The sequence below is a fragment of the Pedobacter sp. AK017 genome, assembly GCF_014200825.1.
Lineage (GTDB): Bacteria > Bacteroidota > Bacteroidia > Sphingobacteriales > Sphingobacteriaceae > Pedobacter > Pedobacter heparinus.
The window spans coordinates 162,820-183,186 of sequence record NZ_JACHCW010000012.1 but is presented as its reverse complement, the minus strand read 5'-3'; the positions used below and the strand labels follow the sequence as shown (position 1 = coordinate 183,186).

Here is a 20,367-nt window from a genome sequence, read left to right as displayed (position 1 = left end):
TTTTAAATTATATGATTATTTTCGGTAACGTTAACGTATTCGGTTAGGTAACGAATACGGACGGTTATTAAAAAATAGTTTATCATTTAACACACCCCAAATGAAACTAAAATTTAGCCTGATCCATGTATTCATGGTCCTGATGTTATTGGGACATACTAATGCCCATGCCGGCCGGATCTATGGTGGCTTCTATACCGCTGAAAAAATAGCCAATGTAAGAAGCAATTGTAACAGATATGATTGGGCTGCAAAACAAAGGGACCGGTTTATTGCCCAGGCAAAATACTGGCTGGGCAAAGATGACGAAACGCTATGGGCCATGGTTCCCGGACAGGACCTGCCGCGATGCATAGATGTTACCTTTGACAGGCTGACCGAGGGCCCTAAATTTTTAGGTTGTCTGAAATGCGGACACAACATTTCAAAATATGGTAATTATCCATACAATCCTGAATTCGAGCAAAAGCCCTGGAAATTGACCTGCCCTTCCTGCGGCACTGTTTTTCCTACCAACGATTTTGGTAAATATTATAAAAGTGCCATTGATGAACATGGTCTTTTTAATCCGGCAAGTGGCGACAAGAGCCTGCTTTACAACCTGGAACATCCTGATCCAAAAGATCCGCTGCATAAATATGGTGTAGACGATGGATTTGGTTATGTAAATGAAAATGGGCGGTCGTACAGGTTCATCGGATATTATACCTGGAAATACTGGGACCATATTAATGCAGGACTCAATGCCCTGGCAAATGCATTTTTGTATACCGGAGATCAGCGCTACGCACATAAGGCGGCAATTTTGCTGGACCGCATAGCGGATGTTTATCCCGACATGGATTGGGCGCCTTATTCAAAAAAAGGCTGGTACCATTCGGATGGAGGGACAAACAGAGGTAAAATAGAGGGAGCCATCTGGGAAACCGGTACAGTTCAGGGCTTTGCAGATGCTTATGATAAAATTTTAAGTGGTACGGTTAATGATGCTTCACTTTATTCATTTTTAAAAAAGCAATCGTTGAAATATAAACTGCCCGGGGCCAAAGGCACACGGGACCTGTTTGTAAAAAATGTTGATGACGGAATCTTGCGTACAGCTTTTAAAGGCGTGCTTTCAAAACAGATCTGGGGCAACCAGGGTATGCACCAGTTAACTGTTGCCAGATGTGCAGTAGCTTTAAATACGGCCCCTGAAACTACGGAATGGCTCGATTGGTTGTTTACCCATGATGGAGGAAACATTCCGGGCCTGATGATCCGTAACCTGGACAGAGATGGTACTACCGATGAAGGTGCTCCGGGGTATACTTATATGTGGGGAAACCTGATCGCCAAACTCGGGGTGCTCCTGGCTGACTACAAGGGTTATACCAAGCACGATATTTTTGCCGAATATCCTCAGTTCAACGCTACATTTATGGCGGCCTACCGCATGTCTGTATTGGGGATTTCGATACCTAATATCGGCGACGCAGGCGCTACAGGTACGGTTACCAACAGTTATATCGACCCCAATTTTATTGCCCTGGGGTATTTTTATACCAGAGATCCGCAAATGGCAATTGCAGCCTACCGGGCAAATGGTAATTCTGTAAAGGGGCTGGGAATGGACATCTATTCCAAAGATCCTGAATCACTGAGCCGGGAGATCAAAAGTATTGCAGAAAAGAACCCCGCAAATGACGGAAGAGGGGGATTGATGAGCGGATTTGGCCTGGCCTCACTGGAAATTGGTAAAGGCACATCGGGCATTGCACTGGCCAGCAATTTTGGACGGAGCATTAAACATGCACATCCGGATATGCTCAATTTTGACCTGCTGGCTTATGGCAACTGGCTTGCGCCTGATCATGGATACCCCGAATATGCAACTAAATGGCCAAGTAACAACGAATGGACAGGCAGTACGCTTTCGCACAACCTGGTATTTGTAAACGGGCTTCCGCAAAAGGAAGTATGGGGCGGACATACCCGGATGTTTAAAGAGCTGAAAGGATTTGGGGCTTTTGAACTTGATGGAAAAAAGGCCTATCCGGATGTAAAGGAATACAGTCGGACAATGTTGTTGATCGAAGGACCCGATACCGGCAATGCCTATGCAATAGATATATTCCGGGTATTGGGTGGTCATGATCATCTGTACAGTTTCCATGGCCCGCCAGGAACGATCAGTACTGAAGGATTAAAGTTAAAGCCCCAGCAGGGAGGAACTTATGCCGGAACTGAAGTAGCCAAAGGTACGCTTGCCAAAGGTTTTCCAATTGGTTATTCACATTTATACAATGTTAAAAGAGACACCATTCCTCCCGCACAATTTATGCTCGACTGGAAAGTGGAGGATGGCTACAGAAATGTTAAAGCAACAGATCATCTGCATTTGCGTATGTACGCGTTGAACCAGGTGGATGATGTGGCCCTGGCCGATGGTGATCCACCACAGAATAAAACGGGTAATCCTAAAACGCTCGGTTATGTTTTAATGCACCGCGCAGCACCAGCGCTAAACAGTAATTTCGTTAACCTGATTGAACCTTATAAGCAAAACCCCTTTATCAAATCCGTAAAACGTTTGGATGAGGGGAAAAACATGCAGGTATCGCTAAAGATAGAACATGTAAACGGAGAGATAGATTATATCCTTTATAATCCGGATTCAACACAAACTATGCAGACTGCAGATGGATTGAAAATGGATGGGACCCTTGGCTATGTGAGACAAAAGGGGGGTAAGCCTATGGAAGGGATCCTGCTGAATGGCAAACGGCTCAGCTATGCAAACATGAACCTGATAGCTGCAGGACCGATCAGAGGAAAAGTGGTGAAAATGAACAGGGAATTAAAGGGGGGAGGATGGCTGCTGGTTGATCAGCAGCTACCTGTTGATGGAAGTTTAAACGGATCTCAGCTCATGGTCAGCACAGAAGGGAAACGCGATGCCTGCTATTCAATTGTCGGCATTGAGCGTCAGGGCAATTTAACCAGGATTTACTGCGGCCCCATTACTTTTGTTAATGATTATAAAGGTGAAAATTATAAAGAAGGATTGATGTATGACTTTGAAGAAGGCGCTGCATTTACCATTACTTCTCATAAAATATGGAAACAAAAAATTTGATCAGCCGGCCTTTTAGAAAATAAATTTGAAAATACAGAATTTACTCCCTACCTTACGGGTACGTTACCGTTTTGTGCAGCTTTCTCTGTTAGCGTATGCTTGAAGATGGCCCTGCAGAGAGCTGGTTTTGAACGTTTTTTGACACATAAATAAAATTAAAACTAAAAAAATGAAGAGTGTTTTTGTTGGCAGACATGTCCGTTTATCCGTTCTGTTTACTTTATTCGGTGCAACCTGTCTGGCACAGCGTTATCCAGGGCCGCTTTCTCCTGAGCAGTCGTTGAGCAAGTTAAAAATTGTGAATGGGTTTAAAGTGCAGTTATTTGCTGCCGAACCTTACGTGCTAGATCCGGTAGCTTTGGAATTTGATGAACAGGGCAATGCCTATGTGGTAGAAATGCCCGATTATCCTTATGAGGTTGAGCCTGGAAAAGGAAAGGGCCGTATCCGTCTTTTAAAAGATACCAATAGCGATGGCCGTGTAGATAAATCGACAATATTTGCGGAAAATGTTACTGAAGCTACCAGTATTTTGCCCTGGAAAGGCGGACTTATTGTTACTGCAGCCCCCAATATCCTTTACTTGAAAGATACTGACGGAGATGGCAAAGCTGACGTTAGGGAAGTGCTTTTTTCCGGCTTTTTTCAGGACAATTCAGAAGCACAGGTTACCAGTTTGCGCCTGGGCATAGACAATTGGATTTATGCAAACAACCGTGGACAAAGTGGGATGGTCACTTTCAGCAAAACTCCCGGAGTCCCACCTGTTTCTGTACGCGGAGCAGATTTCCGGTTCCGGCTGGATAAAAATAAATTTGAGCTGGAAACCGGCCCGGGTCAGTTTGGCCAGGCCATTGACGATTGGGGACACCGGTTTTTTACAGAAAACTCTATTCACATCCAGCAATCCATCATTCCGTGGAGATATACGCACAGACACCCTTACCTGGGCCTTTCTAAATTTGTGGTAAATATTTCTGATCATCAGGAAATCATGTTCCAAAAAACTGAGGCACCTTACTGGAGGGCCGAAAGGACCAGACGCCGTAATCAGAACTTCAAGGAAGCAAACGTAAATAGAGTAGAGTACGCCGATGGCCACTTCACTGGTGCCTCTGGCGGAACCATTTATACAGGTGACGGTTTTCCAAAAGAATACCAGGGCAATTTTTTTGTAACAGATGTATCAGGTAACCTTGTACATAGAGATATACTTAGTGCCGTAGATAAAAGCCCGGTTATGGTGGCTAAACGTGGCGCGCAGGAAAAAGATGTGGAGTTTTTATATTCTACTGATACCTGGTTCCGTCCGATCACCTTTACAACAGGTCCTGATGGATATTTGTATTTACTGGATTATTACAGACAACATATTGAGACTCCGGTTTCAATAGATGACGACCTGAAAGCGGATATGGATTTCATGGCCGGAAGTGATAAAGGCAGGATTTACCGCATTTTACCTGATAATGCAAATGTTAAAAATGTAAAAGTAGACCTTAAAAATACGAGCAGCGCCAAACTTGTTGCAGTACTTGCCCATCCCAATGGCTGGTGGCGCAGCCAGGCTCACAGACTCCTGATCGAGCGTGGCGATAAATCTGTAGTTCCGGCTGTTAAAGCCTTGCTGAATACCAGTAGGGATGCAAGGGCCAGGCTTCATGCCATCTATGTGCTGGAAGGATTAGATGCATTAGATGCAGCGGTGGTAAAAAAAGGGTTGCAGGATGCTGAGCCCGGTGTACGCGAAAATGCCGTTATACTGGCCGAACGTTTTCCTGAATGCTTGCCGCAGGTGGTACAGAAAATCAATGATCCGGCAAACAGGGTAGCCTTTCAGGCAGCCCTAAGTTTAGGCGAGTTCAATGGTAAAGACGTTGTTCCGGCACTTGCAAAGGTAATTGCCCAATATGGACAGGATTCATGGTTCAGAACAGCTGTTTTAAGCTCTAATGCAGGTTCTTCGGCAGAATTGCTGGCAGCATTGGTTCAGCAGCCGTCTTTCTCCCAGAAAGAAGAGGCATGGAAACTTGGTTTTCTTGAAGACTTATCGGCAATTGTTGGTGCAAGAAATAACAAAGAGCAGGTGCATGCTTACCTCGAAACCTTATCACAGCCGGCCCTGGAAAAAGGAGCATGGCAGACAAGCCTGTTAAAGGGATTGAAAAAGGGCCTGGGTAAAGCTACTGGTGCAAATGCCGCATTAAAAGACGCTGTTGGCAATATAAAAACGGATTCTGGTGCTGATGTCAAAGCTTCAGTTTTGAAGTTGAAAACTCTGTATTAATCGTTAAAAAATTAAACTATACCCAAATGAAAGATCATAAATACTCACGCAGAAAATTTATAGGTAAATCCTTGTCCCTTGGTTCAATATGCTTTGGCGGGGCACTTTTACTTGGATCCAGTGCATTTAAGTCGGTAGCCATGGGCAGTAACACCAGGCCAGACTTATCGGATGATCCTGCGTCACTGAAGGATAATTTAATTAAGCCAACTCCTCAGGATAGTACCAAACAAACCAAAATAGATCCGTGTGACGACATGACCGGCGTAAGTCCGGCTGAACTTGCCAAACGGAAAAAACTGGCTTATGTAAACAAATCCCCAATCGAAGATAGCCATTGCAGCAATTGTGCACTCTATCTTCCTCCTGGAAAAGGCAAGTCCTGTGGCGGATGTGTACTGTTTAAAGGTCCTGTTCGCCCTACGGGTTATTGTGCTTACTGGGCTCCCATCAACAATTAGTTATAAAACCCATAAGGATGAAGAAAGTACTTTTAATGTTGTTTTTAAGTAGCGGTTATTTTTCGGTTTCTGCGCAAAATAACCGGTCATCATCATATGCTGATAAATCCAACACCGTGGTTAAACATATTGGAGCAGCTAAGGCAACCGGTGGCGCATCGGCTGTAGTGGTTAATGAAGTAGCCCTTGCGCATACTTCACAGTTTTTACCGGTAGATAAAACCGGGCAGCTGCTGGGCAAAAATGATCCTAAAAAACAGCTGGACCAGGTTTTTGAAAACATTGGCGGGGCCCTGAAAGCTGCGGGCAGCAGCCTGGACCAGATCGTAAAGATCAACATCTGTATTGCAGATGCCGGATTGATGCCAGAGGTTAAACGCTATCTTGGCAGCCGTTTCAGTGCCGGGAAAAAGCCGGCGGTTAGTTTTGTGTCGGGCGTTCTGGTCCACCCCGATGCACTTATTGGTATGGACGTAATTGCCGTAGCCCCATCTGCAGCAACAAAGGTAAAATACCTGCAGCCTGCAAATCTATGGAGCGCCAAACAGCAGGCATCAGTTGCCATTTTACCGGCCGGAGGTGTGGTGTATGTATCGGGGCAAGCGGCACAAGGAAAAATTGCGGAAGCAACACGGGAAACACTGAAGCAGCTCGAGGCAACCTTACATCATTTAGGATTAAAAAAGGAAGACATTGTGCAGCTCAAATCATTCATTTGTCCAGCAACCGACATCCGTATTGTGGAACAGGAAATGGCAGATTTTTTTGCCGGCATGACCATTCCGCCAACTGTGTATGTCGACTGGCTCAGCACTAACCCGGTGGTCGAAATAGAGCTCATTGCTGCGGCTCCCAAAAGTTTACAAAAGCCCGGAAAGCAGATTGATTTTATTACGCCTCCGGGGATGACGGCATCACCCGTATATGCCAAAGTTACCCGGGTCAATTATGGCAAAAAAGTATACTTTTCCTCATTGTATGGCGAAAATGCAACCCATGCAAAAGCAGAAGTGGCAGAGATATATACCTCGCTGGAAAAAATAGCAAAGCAGTCGGGTACCGACCTTAATCACCTGGCCAAGGCTACCTATTATGTGGCCAACGACAGTACCAGCAATGAATTAAACGCGATCAGGCCAAAGTATTATAAAGCCGATAGTCCTCCGGCAGCCTCTAAGGCTAAGGTAAAGGGGGTAGGTTTAAAAGATAAAGGGATTTGTATAGATATGATCGGCGTATGTTTTTAATAAAGAGGCTTATACCGTTGCTGTTTTTCTTTCTGCAGGCCATGCAGCTCATGGCGCAGGGCAATGATGGCGTAACTGAAGTTACACTGAAAGTAATGCCGGGTTTACAGTTTGATGTGGTCAGGTTTACGGTAAAACCAGGCGCATTGGTAAAACTCAGTTTTACCAATACAGACGATATGAGCCATAATTTATTGATCACAAAGCCCGGAAAAAGGCTGGCAGTGGTCAATGCAGCACTGCAGCTGGAAGAAAAAGGCCCGGCAATGAATTATATCCCGAAATCTTCCGATGTTTTGTGGTCTGTTCCGATACTGTCGCCTGAACAAACTAAATCCCTTAGCTTCAAAGCACCGCTGCAGGCCGGGGCATACCCTTACGTATGTACCTATCCCGGGCATGGTTTTGTGATGTATGGCGTAATGTATGTAAATGCTGAGGGTAAGATGCCGGAGCTTAAAAATGATCCAAATATCCCTCCTGCAAGACAGGAGGACAAGCTTGCTGACGCCGGTAAACACGACATACACCATGCACACCAGCAAGAAATGCCCAAAGCAGATCATCCTTATGCAACAGTACCACCCTATTTATACCGCATATTTATGGAGGATGCCAGCCCAGCGGCCATAGCGGTCAGTTTGCCCCAAAACCTGTCCTACTGCTGGGATGCCGGTGTATGCAGGTTACGGTACGCCTGGAAAGGTGGGTTTGTAGACAATACAGCCCTATGGAAGGGACATGCCGACGCTACGGCAAAAATAATCGGGACAATCTTTTACCGCGATAAAACCACCTATCCTTTGAGGGTCGGAGATCCGGATGCCATCCCTGTAACTGAATACAAGGGCTATCGGTTGGTTGACAAATATCCGGAGTTTCATTATACACTCAATGGCATTGATGTATATGAGCTTATTTTACCAAAAGAAGACGGCAAAGGACTGGTACGGAAATTCAGGATCCCGGATGCAAACAAGGAGGTCTGGTTTGCCGCTAACCTACACGATGAGGCTGTCACATACGAAGCCTCGGCAGGTAACTGGGACCATGAAAAACTGCGGCTCAATCCGCAGCAGGCCCGCGAATTTACCCTCATCATGACCAGCTATCCTTTAGTTTACAGTAGAAAAAAGTAATCAGATGAAATTAAAGACCCTAGCCTGCCTGGTAATTCTGTTTTTTATAAGCGCTGTTCCTGCTGACGATAAAAAAGCAAAGGAAGCGTATACCGTTGAGAACATTCCTATGCCTGAGGGGCTGACCAGCGAAACCGGGGGTATCGATTTTTTACCGGATGGCCGTTTGGTAGCCTGCTTTATCCGGGGGGAAGTCATGATCTACAATCCAAAAAGCAGGCAATGGACTTTATTTGCAGAGGGCCTGCACGAACCGTTGGGCATTATGGCGGTCAGCAATTCTGAGGTTTTGGTGATGCAGCGTCCGGAACTTACGAGGATCAAAGATACAGATGGCGACGGCAAGGCCGATGTATATGAAAAAGTGACCGACGATTTTGGGCTGTCTGGCAATTACCACGAATTTAATTACGGACCTGTAAAAGATAAAAAGGGCAATCTTTTTATTGCCTTGAATACGGCGTCCCCTGGTGGGGCAGTAAGGCCCGAGATCAGGGGTAAATTTAATCCCCTGGGCAGGGATTTGCAGACTGGGTTATATGAAATGTATGCTGTAGTACCCTATCGTGGCTGGGTAATGAAAGTTACACCCGATGGAAAACTGCATCCTTATGCCTCTGGAATGCGTTCGCCAAATGGCCTGGGCTTTGACCAGGAAGGAAACCTCTTTGTTACGGATAACCAGAGCGACTGGGTAGAAACCAGTACGCTGTATCATGTAAAGGAAGGCAATTTTTATGGCCATCCTGCCAGCCTGGTCTGGAATAAAAACTGGCCGGCTAAAAACCCCTTTGCCTTACCCATTAACGAATTGGAACAGCTGCGTACAAAAGCAGCAGTTTTGTTTCCCCAGGGAATTATGGCCAATTCACCATCGCAACCACTCTGTGATGTTACAGCTGGTAAATTTGGTCCTTTTAAAGGGCAGTTGTTTATTGGCGAAATGAACAGGGACCGTATTGTTAGGGTAATGCTCGAAAAAGTGGGTGGCGAGCTTCAGGGGGCCTGCATCCCATTTATAGATGGGCATGGCTTAAGAAAAGGGAACAACCGGCTCGCCTTTGCCCCTGATGGGAGTTTATGGGTAGGACAGATCGCTTTTGGCTGGAGTGGGGATCTGGGTATACAGCGCATTGTTTACAATGGAACACCTCCTGCTGATGTTTATACCATGACCCTGACCAAAGATGGTTTTGACCTGAGCTTTACGCAACCCATGAATAAAACGGAGGCGATGAACCCTGATAATTACAAGTTCAGACACTATTATTATAAGTACCAGCGCAAAGCAAAAAACGAAGGCGCCGATAATTCCAGACAACTTGATGTTCAGGATGTAGCGATAACCGGTATAAAACTATCATCCGATCAAAAAAAGGTATCCATAAAGCTGTCGGCATTAAAGCCAGGCTATGTATATGAACTGAAACTGGGTAACCTGAGCAGTAAAGAAGGTACACCTCTGGCCAATAAACTCATCTGTTATACACTCAATAAACTCCTTAACAATTGAACCCAGTAACCCGGCTTTCTTTCATCAGAAATACGGCTGTTTCCACAGCCGATGCTATGCTGGGGAACAGGTTTGCCGGGCTGATGTCCGATGAGGTTGCTGCTGCCCGTTACGATGTAATGAAGGAAGCTTTAAAATATAGAAAGATCGATGCTTATGCCCATGCCTATACCCAGGATGCGCAGGCAAAAGTACAACTGGCCTATGCGGATGATCTGGGTATCGAAAAACTCATCATCTCTGTGCCTATAGCCAAAAAAATGGGCGAAACACCTGCAGAATTTAAAGCTTATAACAACCAGGTACTTCAGGCCATGAAGCGGTATCCCGGCAGATTGATCGGACAGGTGACCATTAATCCCGTATATCAGAAAGAGTCGCTGGAAGAGATCCGTCGCTGCACAGACCAGGGCATGATTGGTATGAAACTTTATAACCAGGTGAGGATCAATAACCCGGTTTTTTATCCCGTAATTGAAAATTTTATAGATTACAACATGATCATCCACGTACATGGCGAAAGTCAGCTTGGTGTTGGCGGTTACCGGATGAAATATGATGTAAAAACCACACCAGAAATATCCCTGCCTGAAGATTTTGCCGACATGGCAAAAAGGTATCCTGAGGCCATGTTTCAATATGCCCATATTGGCGGGGGCAGTGACTGGGAGTATGCCTGTAAGGCATTTAAAAATCTGCCCAACATTTATGTAGATACCGGGGGTAGCAACAATGAAGAGCACATGATTGATTTTGCGGTAAAAACACTGGGTGAAGACAGGGTGCTTTTTGGATGTGACGGAGCTTACTTACAGGGACTGGGCAAGATCATTTCGTCAGGCTTAAGTGAAAACCAGAAACAAAAGGTCTTTTTCGGAAACTACAATAACATTTTAAGAAAATCGGGACGAAACATCAGGTAATTTAAAACAGAAGCTATGATCAACCGAAGGAAATTTATTAATGCCAGTACCCTTTCTGCCGCGGGCATGCTGCTGTCCGCCGCATTGCCGGAAGAAGTCAGGGCCAGTGAAAAGTCCGGTCTATTTGCAGATAAAAAGCCGGCTTATGACCCTGTAAAAGAAATTTTTAAGTATAAAAAGATCGATGCCCATAACCATGTCCACCTGTTTGATGGCGGGCCCGAAGGGAATATCGAATTTGCCGAAAAATTTGGCATCACTAAAATGATCATCTCCAGGCCAATAACCAGCGGGGAAGGCACACCCAAAGATTTTAGAGGCTATAACGATCTGGTGCTGAAAGTGATGAAACAGTTTCCCGACAGATTTACCGGGCAGCTTACCTTAAATGTAAACTATCAGAAAGAATCACTGGAAGAAATAAAACGTTGTGTAGGCGAAGGCATGATCGGCTTAAAAGTATATCACCAGGTTAAAATCAACGATCCGCTGTTTTATCCCATCATTGAAAAATTTATCGACCTTAACATGATCATTCATATGCATGCCCATTGTCAGCTGGGCTTTGCCGGTTACCGGATGAAATACGATACCAAAAGCAAACCAAATACATCTATTCCAGAAGATTTTGTAGACATCGCCACACGGTATCCCGAGGCTATGTTTCAATATGCACATATCGGTGGCGGCGGCGATTGGGAATATGCCTGTAAATCGTTCCGGAACCATCCCAATATTTATGTAGACACCTCGGGGAGCAATAATCCCGAAAATATGGTAGATGCGGCATTGGAGATACTTGGGGAAGACCGTTTGTTTTTTGGATCGGATAACTGTTATTATCAAAGCGTTGGCAAAATCCTGTGTTCCGGTTTAACCGAAACACAAAGAAAGAAGATCTTTTTCGACAACTATAACAACGTCCTGAAAAAGTCGGGCAGGAATTTTTAATCTAAACACATTGCAAATGAACCGAAGGAAATTTTTTGCCAGTACCGGACTTTCAGCGGCCGGGCTGATCGTATCAGAAAGCCTTTTTGGAATAAATTCAAAGGTAGAAACTGCGCAGGCCAGCACCAGTGCCCTGGCTGGCAGGTACGACATCATGAAAGAAGTGATGAAGTACCCTAAAATAGATGCCCATGTGCATGTTGATCTTGGGAACAGTGATCCGGCGGCACAAAAGAAGTTTGCTGAAGTGCTGATCGATTATGCAGACCGGCTCAATATCCGGAAACTGGTCCTTTCAAAGCCGGTAACCAGGCTCATCAAAGGGATTCCGGATGGCAGCGTGGAAGCATTTATCGACCACAACAACATCATACTTGGTGTGATGAAGCTGCATCCCGACCGGTTTACCGGGAGCTTTACCTTTAATCCGGTACACCTTAAGGAATCCATGGATGAAATCAAGAGATGCGTTGACCAGGGGATGGTTGGCGCAAAAACCTATTACCAGACAAAGATCAGCGATCCGGCATTCTATCCGATAGTGGAAAAAATGATCGACCTGAAAATGATCATCCATACCCATGCCGAAACGCAGCTGGGCGTGGGCGGCTACCGCATGAAATACGATGGGCGCAAACCCCTGAATGTGTCTATCCCGGAAGATTTTGTGGCCATTGCCAAAAGATACCCGGAAGGTATGTTCCAGCATGCGCATATAGGCGGTGGAGGCGATTGGGAGTACATGTGCAAAGCCTTAAAACACAGTCCGAATGTATATGTGGACACTTCGGGAAGTAACAACGAAGAATGGATGATTGATTTTGCATTGCAGGAGCTTGGAGAAGACCGTCTGCTTTTTGGTTCTGACAATATGTATTACCAGAGTGTAGGCAAGATCCTGGCTTCTAACCTGAATGAAAGCCAGAGAAAAAAGATATTTTTTGAAAACTTTAACAATATTTTAAGAAAAGGAGGACACCATGTTGATTGATATCAATGCGTATGTTGGCCACTGGCCATTTCAGCAGCTTAAGTACAATACCTGCGAGGGGCTATTGGGCCGGATGAATAAGTTTGGGGTCGATAGCTCTGTGATCAGCAACCTGAATGGCATTTTTTATAAAAATACAGCCTCCGCAAATGAAGAACTATACGATGAGATCAGGTCTAACCGGAAGTTTGGCGATCGGTTTATCCCTTTCGGTGTCATCAACCCCATCTATGCCGGCTGGAAAGATGACCTGGAGGTTTGTGTAAAGAAATATGGCTTTAAGGGCATCCGGATCTATCCCAAATACCACGATTTTGGCATTACCGACCCGGCATGTATTGAGCTGGTAAAAAGGGCGCGCGACTACGGCCTGCCGGTGGCATTCAATTTCCGGATGGTCGACAGCCGGCAGCGGTCCTGGATGGACATCGATTATGTGGTAGGCACGCCGAAACCAGAATGGAACCTGAAAAACATTTTGCCGATAGTAAGGGAAGTCCCGGATGCCAAATACATGATCCTGAACTTTGCCAACAATGCAGCGCTGAATGATGAAGAAATGGGCCTCGTAAAGAAAAGCAATTTGCTGTTCGATACTTCGGGACGGGCCATTACCAATATGGCCGAATTTATTGGCCGCTACGGTAAAGATAAGTTTGCTTTTGGCACACATGCACCCATTTTAGATTACCTGACCGGACAATTGCGCATAGAATCTATGGGACCCTCTGAAACAGATGCACAGACCAAAGAGCTGTTAAGGTCGGGGAACGCAAAAAAGATGCTCGGAATATAAGGCTCTTTTTATCCAATTAATTTATAGCATTTAAGCAGATCAACAAGCTCAATGAAACACACAAATGACCGCCGCGATTTTATAAAAAAGATTTCTTTAACAGGTCTTGGCCTGGCGCTTACCAACGGCTTTACTAAAACGTATGCCGGCACAACCGGAAATACACTTGTTGACAGGAGGGCAACGATAGTTGGCCTGCCACAAAACCCTTCCGTACCTTTTGTGCCCCAGCGCGCTGCAAGCTGGTGGGTAACCATAGAAGACCTGCAATGGTCGCAAAAAAAGATCGTCGATAAAATAAAACGAAGAGCAGCCGCTTTTGCCGAGGCCGAAATAGATCTGGCCATCAATTACGGCTGTCATATCCGGTTCGACTTTTCAAATTATTTTGGGCAGCTGCACGGTTATATGGCCAATGTATGCGATGAACTCCATAAATACAACATCAAGTTTATGGACCACTACTCCTGTAACCATGTCGAAAGACCAAGAGGCGAGGAGGAGTTTAAAAAATTACACCGGGGGCAGCGCCATCATGTATTGTTGTTCCATGATCCCAAAGCCGCGGCATTTGCCCAGTATGAAGGCCATTTGTTTAATGATATCTGTGAGGTCGACATCCGTGATGGCAGCAGGGGCTATGCCCGGCAGTATCAGATGGAAACTTTTTGCCACAACAATCCTGGTTTTCTGGACATGCATGCCCGGTACCTGGAAAGGCTTTTCAAAGAAGTACCTATTGATGGCATTGAAGTGGATGACATGTGTGATTACTCTGGCTTAACAACTTGTGGTTGTAAATATTGCCGCGACCGCTTTAAAAAAGATTATGGGCATGAAATCCCTGCATTTGGCGAAAAAAGCTTTTGGGGAGACGTTAAGAAGCCGATGCTGCAATGGGGCAATTATGAAAACCCTGCATTCAGAGATTGGTTAAGGATGAAAACGGATGTGATTGTTGATCATGTAAAAATGGTGAAAAGGATTGCAGGTGATAAACCTTTAATGTCCTGTTGTTCCAGTACCGGCCCCATCGTGCTGAACGGCATCTCGCTCGATCTGGAAAAAATGGCCCCTTATCTCGACTTCTTTATGCTCGAAAATGTGGGTACCAATGTAAAGAGTGTCGATTGGACGCACATGGATGCGGAGGCCCTGAACCAAAAAGATATTGCCGATAAACGGGGTAATGCGCCTGCAATGGCTTTAAGTTATACCATTTACGAGAAAGGCGGATATTTTGGCTGGGCGTTAAGCCGCTTCTGGGGGGTGGCCAACTGGAGCAGTACCCACAACCAGCGCCTGGAAGAAGACCCTGCCGATGCCAAGGAAATGGAGGATGTAATCCGGCCCTCTAATTTATGGGAAGTTAAGCACAGCCCCATGAAAGCAAGGGAAGGTAAAGATCTGGTAGAGGTAAGAGTGGTAAACAATAAGCTGTGTAAAGACAATGGCTGGCGGGATGATGAAGGACAGGAGCATTGGACCCATGCCAAAACCTGGTCAAAAAAACTGCTCGAAAACAACATAGGTTACCGCTTTGTGCGATATGAAGAACTGGCCGATGCCCCGGCATTGAAAAAAGATCAGACTCCCCTGGTCCTGGACGGGGTAGGCTGTGTTTCTGATGCCCAGTTTAGCGCCATAAAAAATTATCTGGCTGCCGGAGGAAAAGCATGGCTGGCCCTTCCGTTTGGAACCCATGACGGAAAAGGTTTTAAACGGCCTGTTCCCCTGTCGGATGAACTGCGCAGCACAAAATATAAAAACCTTGTTTTTATCGATTCTATTACCAGATCCGATGTGCTCAGTAAACTCATTGCCCAGGGAAACCTGAAACCGGTTATCAGGCAAATTGCCGGTGATAAAGGCTGGGTGGCAAGGATACGGATCTACAAGAATAAACCGGTTATACATTTAATGAATACGGCACTTACTGGTATACCGCACCCCAGCATAAAAGACAACTCTGGTATCAGTATACTGGCCGATATCAGCTCTAAGATAGAAAACAACAAACTGCAGTACGAAATACATACAGAACGGATAAAATTAACAGACCTAAAGGTATCAAGCCCTGAACTGGCCGAAAATCAAAGAAATGTAGCTGTATTTAAAAGTAAAAAGGGGTATTCTACTTTCAATGTGGACTTAAATGGCATTAAGGTTTATGCAGAACTGATAAACGCCGTGTAGGTGAGCTTATTTTTTGTTATAAAAACTTACCTTACAAAGTGTTAATTGTAAAATAATATTACTTTTCATTTGTTTTATAAAAATATTACCTATATTAGGGTACGTAACCGTAACTATCTAAACCATTCATATTAACATTAAGATGTACCATTTGGCATGTAAAATTATTTCCTATGAAAATTATTAATTTTACTAAAAAACTATTTGCAGCGGTGCCTTTACTGTTCTTTTTTGCAGGGGCTGCACTTGCTATAGGTGTTCCGATAGCATCATCAGGCCCGGAGCTCCTGGTTTACCTTAATAGATCCGGTCAGAAAAAACCTGTCAGTACCAAGGCCGAATGGCAGATCAAGCGACAGCAAATCCTTGAGCGTATGCAGCAGGTAATGGGTAAATTGCCTGGACGTAAAGGTTTGCCTGCAATGGACATCCACATTACAGATAGTCTTAAAGAAGATGGTTTTACCCGTTATACAATTAATTTTACTGTTGCCGAAAACGAAATTTTACCTGCCGACCTGTACATTCCCCATCAAAGCGGGAAACCTAAACGGCTACCCGCTATGCTGGCGCTGCATGGAACCAGTGCATTAGGAAAAAGATCCATCGGCGGGGAAAGTCCGCTGGCCAACAGGGCTTATGCCAAAGAACTGGCCATGCGGGGTTATGTGGTAATTGCGCCCGACTATCCGAGTTTTGGCGACCTGAAAGACTATGATTTTGAAAAGGACAGGTATGAATCCGGTTCCATGAAAGCCATATTTAACCATATGCGCTGTGTTGACCTGCTGCAAGCCAGAAAAGACGTAGACCCCGAACGGATCGGGGTGATCGGGCATTCGCTCGGCGGGCACAACGCCATTTTTGCAGGTGCCTTTGATACCCGCATCAAAGTAGTGGTATCCAGCTGTGGCTGGACCCTTTTTGGCAATTATAACGCAGGCAACGAAGTAAGTCAAAAACATGGTGGCCGGTTAGGCCCCTGGGCACAAACGCGTTATATGCCCCTGGTAAGAGATAAATATCAGCTGGATGCAGCGCAGATGCCCTTTGATTTTGACGAAGCAATTGCAAGCCTGGCCCCAAGGCCTTTCTTCTCCAATTCGCCAAAAAGTGACGCCAATTTTGATGTAAAGGGTGTAAAAGAAGGAATTTTAAATGTAACTAAGGTATATAAATTTTTAAATGCTGATGATAAGCTCCAGGTAGATTACCCTGATGCAGGGCACGATTTCCCTCCGGAAGTCAGGCTAAACGCTTACGCATTTATTGACAAGGAACTAAACCATACAAGTATTCACAAAAAATTATTGTTTTAACCACTGGCGGCGCTGAAAAATAGGATAAGTTTCGTCCAAAACAATATAATTAAACAAGTAAATTAGGTTAGATATTTTTATTGGAGTAGATGGATAGGGGTCAGCAGTATAAATGGCTGGCCGGCCAGAGCTATTTAACTATCCGGATTTTTATACTATATTTCGGGTACGTACACTTATTAATAAAACTTAAAATTAAACCATATAACATGCTGAAAATTTACAACAAAACCAAACGACCATGGCGAATTCCCTGCTGGGGAATAGCCATGCTGATTTTCCTGACCTCCTTTATGCCGGGGCGGGTTTTATCACAAGATTTAAAATTAATCAAAGGTACAGTTACCGAAGCTTCAAACGGACAGCCACTTCCGGGTGTAAGTGTTAAGGTTAAGGGTACCACAAGGGCCGTATCTACCAACAATCAAGGCCAGTACAGTATTCAGGCAAGGAATACAGATGTGCTGGTGTTTTCTTTTGTGGGTTCAAAAATGCAGGAGATAGGTGTTGGATCAAAAACCACAGTTGATGTCAGATTGATTGATGATGCAACATCCCTGGATGAAACAGTTATTATCGGTTACGGCTCAGTTCAAAAGAAAGACCTGACAGGTTCCGTAGGTCAGGTAAACATTGCAGATTTGTCTAAAGCTCCGGTTGGTTCTTTTGCCGAAGCGCTTGCCGGACGTGTATCTGGTGTTCAGGTGACAGCCAATGATGGACAGCCAGGTGCAGGGATCAATATTTTTATAAGGGGAGTAGGTTCATTGACGCAAAGTTCTTCACCCTTATTTGTAATCGATGGATTCCCAATAGAAGATCTGGATCCAGCTACACTTAACCCGGAAGAAATTGAATCGATGACGGTGCTTAAAGATGCTTCTTCAACCTCTGTATACGGTTCAAGAGGTGCCAATGGGGTAATTCTTATTCAAACAAAACGAGGTAAAGTTGGTAAACCAGTTGTTACGCTCAACAGCTCACTTGGTTTCTCAGCAACACCAAAGCCTATGGAAGTAATGAGTCCGTATGAATTTGTTAAATACCAGGCCGAGCTCAATCCTACCAATGCAAATGTTACCGCATTTTTTGCTTATGACAAGGCATTGGGCAGACAAAAGACTTTAGAAGATTACAGAAATGTAGAAGGGATCAATTTTCAGGACTATATGTTGCGCACTGGTGCAGTGCAGATTCATAACCTTGCCGTAAGGGGGGGAAATGAACAAACCCAGTATTCGGTTTCCGGTTCCTACTACGATCAGAAAGGGGTTATGATCAATACAGGCATTAACCGTTACACCGGAAGCATTAAATTAGACCAGACCCTGAGCAACAAGTTCAAGGTTGGTATTTCCGGCACGTATAATGTGATTGAACAAAATGGTCAGGGCATCAGTAGCAGCGGGATATCGGCATCAAACCCAACTACGTTTATCCTGCCAAGAGCCTGGATGTATAGGCCTATATCTGCAGATCCTGGTGATGACCTCCTTAATGAAACTGCTGATGATGAAGCTGTTACTGCCTCTGATATCAGGATAAACCCGGTTATTGACCTCGAAAATCAACATCAGATTTTTAAAACAAATGTATTGAGGGCAGATGGTTATATTTCCTATCAGATTACCAAGGACCTGTCTATAAAAAGTACAGCAGGGCTTAGTCACGACCGAAGGCTTACCGAACAGTTTTATAACTCCAAAACTTCTCAGGGGAGGATCAGTTCAACAAACAGTACAAACCTTGTCAACGGTTTTGTAAGAAATAATTTCCTGAATAGTTTTTCTAATGAGAACACCCTTAACTACAAAAAAACCTTTAATAAGGTACATACTTTAACCGGCCTTGCCTTATTCTCAGTAAATAGTTTCAACTCATCTACCAACGCTTATGGCGGAAGGCAACTGCCTAACGAAAGTCTTGGCATGGATGGCCTGGATGAAGGTATCGTATTTAATCAAGACATAGGAAGCAGTAAGAACACCATGGTTTCCTATGCCGGAAGATTAGATTATAACTACAAATCAAAATACATCCTTACTGCCGCTTTCCGGGCAGACGGATCATCTAAGTTTGTTAGTCATTGGGGGTATTTCCCGGCGGCAGCGCTGGCCTGGAATATGCAAAATGAGGGTTTTTTCTCTAAATCACTTCCCTTTATCTCTACTTCTAAGCTTAGGCTAAGCTTTGGTAGCAATGGCAACAACCGGATCGGTGATTTTGCCAACTATGCAAGGTTAACACAAAGCCTGGATGGCTATTCTTTCAAAAATGGTACTCCCATTGGATCTGTATATGTTTCTGCAGTGGCAAATCCCGACCTTCAATGGGAAACAACCACCCAAATGGATTTAGGCTACGAGATTGGCTTTCTTAAAGATAACATTTCACTCGAATTCGACCTTTACCGGAAAACGGTTAGCGATCTGCTGCTCAATGCGGCGTTGCCACCAACATCTGGGTTTTCAACTGCTGTCAAAAATATTGGTAAGCTAAGAAATGAAGGAATGGAGTTCACCTTGCATACCAATAACATCACCACTAAATCCTTTACCTGGCAAAGTAGTTTAAACATTAGTTTTAACCGTAATAAAATTATGGAACTGACCAGGGGACAACAAAGTTTGCCAACTAATGCAGCCTATGTATCTCAGTTCGGGAAACCTTTGTACCTGGCAGAAATCGGAAAGCCAGCAGGTATGATGATCGGTTATATATGGGAAGGAAATTACCAGTATGCAGATTTTGATGAACCTTCTCCAGGGGTGTATATATTAAAACCATCTGTGCCAACCAACGGCGCAGTACGTAATACCATTCAGCCTGGCGACATTAAGTATAAAGATTTGAACGGCGATGGTGTGATGAATGATGCCGATGTTACATTTATCGGAAGAGGTCAGCCCATACATATCGGGGGCTTTTCCAATAATTTTACATACAAAGGATTTGGCCTTAATGTATTCTTCCAATGGTCTTACGGTAATGATATTTATAATGCCAACAGGTTGTTATTGGAAGGAAACAGTAATGGCTATGCGCTAATTAATCAGTTTGCAAGCTATGCCAACCGTTGGTCGCCTGAGAACCAGACCAATGAAAATTACCGTACCCGTGGTCAGGGACCGATAGGTTTTCATTCTTCAAGAGTTGTAGAAGACGGCTCATTTTTACGTCTTAAGACAGTAGCATTAAATTATAATATTCCTGCTAAGTATCTTAAAAGCTTATATTTAAGTAACTTAAGTCTGAATGTTGCTGCCCAGAACTTAATCACCTGGACCAAATATTCAGGAATGGATCCGGAAGTTTCAACACGTAACCCCATCCTGACACCTGGTTACGATTATTCTTCCTACCCAAAATCGCCCACCGTTGTTTTCGGACTAAAGGCAGCATTTTAAACCCATTAAATCAGATGTA

13 protein-coding genes are annotated in these 20,367 nt (G+C 44.5%); all 13 read left to right on the top strand.

Translation table 11 applies throughout. The features are described 5' to 3' along the window. Window positions 1–100 precede the first annotated feature (100 nt). The 13 genes from HDC92_RS17850 to HDC92_RS17790 all read left to right on the top strand — a co-directional run bounded on the left by HDC92_RS17850 (window position 101) and on the right by HDC92_RS17790 (window position 20,348). A complete protein-coding gene (locus HDC92_RS17850) occupies window positions 101–3,118 on the top strand; it encodes a heparinase II/III family protein (RefSeq protein WP_183876477.1) in 3,018 nt (1,005 codons plus the stop codon). A gap of 169 nt (window positions 3,119–3,287) precedes the next feature. Further along, complete coding sequence (locus HDC92_RS17845) at window positions 3,288–5,405, top strand: PVC-type heme-binding CxxCH protein (RefSeq protein WP_183876474.1); 2,118 nt, start codon at window positions 3,288–3,290, stop codon at window positions 5,403–5,405. Window positions 5,406–5,431: 26 nt separating this feature from the next. Further along, window positions 5,432–5,866: a high-potential iron-sulfur protein gene (locus HDC92_RS17840; protein WP_012780510.1), complete on the top strand. Its 435-nt coding sequence runs from the start codon at window positions 5,432–5,434 to the stop codon at window positions 5,864–5,866. Between the two features lie 17 nt (window positions 5,867–5,883). After that, the gene (locus HDC92_RS17835) at window positions 5,884–7,113 is read left to right on the top strand and encodes a RidA family protein (RefSeq protein ID WP_183876472.1); all 1,230 of its coding nucleotides are present in this window, start codon (window positions 5,884–5,886) and stop codon (window positions 7,111–7,113) included. Next, window positions 7,104–8,252 (top strand): plastocyanin/azurin family copper-binding protein, encoded by a 1,149-nt coding sequence (locus HDC92_RS17830; protein WP_255484572.1) that lies wholly within the window; start codon window positions 7,104–7,106, stop codon window positions 8,250–8,252. The genes HDC92_RS17835 and HDC92_RS17830 overlap by 10 nt, the downstream gene beginning before the upstream one ends. A gap of 4 nt (window positions 8,253–8,256) precedes the next feature. Beyond that, a complete protein-coding gene (locus HDC92_RS17825) occupies window positions 8,257–9,765 on the top strand; it encodes a PQQ-dependent sugar dehydrogenase (RefSeq protein WP_012780513.1) in 1,509 nt (502 codons plus the stop codon). Further along, on the top strand, window positions 9,762–10,688 hold the full coding sequence (locus HDC92_RS17820) for an amidohydrolase family protein (protein WP_255484571.1): 927 nt from the start codon (window positions 9,762–9,764) through the stop codon (window positions 10,686–10,688). The genes HDC92_RS17825 and HDC92_RS17820 overlap by 4 nt, the downstream gene beginning before the upstream one ends. 15 nt (window positions 10,689–10,703) lie before the next feature. Continuing rightward, window positions 10,704–11,639 (top strand): amidohydrolase family protein, encoded by a 936-nt coding sequence (locus HDC92_RS17815; protein WP_183876470.1) that lies wholly within the window; start codon window positions 10,704–10,706, stop codon window positions 11,637–11,639. Window positions 11,640–11,655: 16 nt separating this feature from the next. Then, a complete protein-coding gene (locus HDC92_RS17810; RefSeq protein WP_183876468.1) occupies window positions 11,656–12,630 on the top strand; it encodes an amidohydrolase family protein in 975 nt (324 codons plus the stop codon). Further along, window positions 12,620–13,426, top strand: a complete 807-nt coding sequence (locus tag HDC92_RS17805; protein WP_183876465.1) for an amidohydrolase family protein — start codon at window positions 12,620–12,622, stop codon at window positions 13,424–13,426. Before HDC92_RS17810 ends, HDC92_RS17805 begins: the two co-directional genes overlap by 11 nt. 51 nt (window positions 13,427–13,477) lie before the next feature. Next, window positions 13,478–15,622 (top strand): hypothetical protein, encoded by a 2,145-nt coding sequence (locus HDC92_RS17800; protein WP_183876463.1) that lies wholly within the window; start codon window positions 13,478–13,480, stop codon window positions 15,620–15,622. Between the two features lie 173 nt (window positions 15,623–15,795). Beyond that, window positions 15,796–16,941: an alpha/beta hydrolase gene (locus HDC92_RS17795; RefSeq protein WP_183876461.1), complete on the top strand. Its 1,146-nt coding sequence runs from the start codon at window positions 15,796–15,798 to the stop codon at window positions 16,939–16,941. Between the two features lie 209 nt (window positions 16,942–17,150). Next, the gene (locus HDC92_RS17790) at window positions 17,151–20,348 is read left to right on the top strand and encodes a SusC/RagA family TonB-linked outer membrane protein (RefSeq protein ID WP_255484570.1); all 3,198 of its coding nucleotides are present in this window, start codon (window positions 17,151–17,153) and stop codon (window positions 20,346–20,348) included. Window positions 20,349–20,367: the final 19 nt, after the last annotated feature.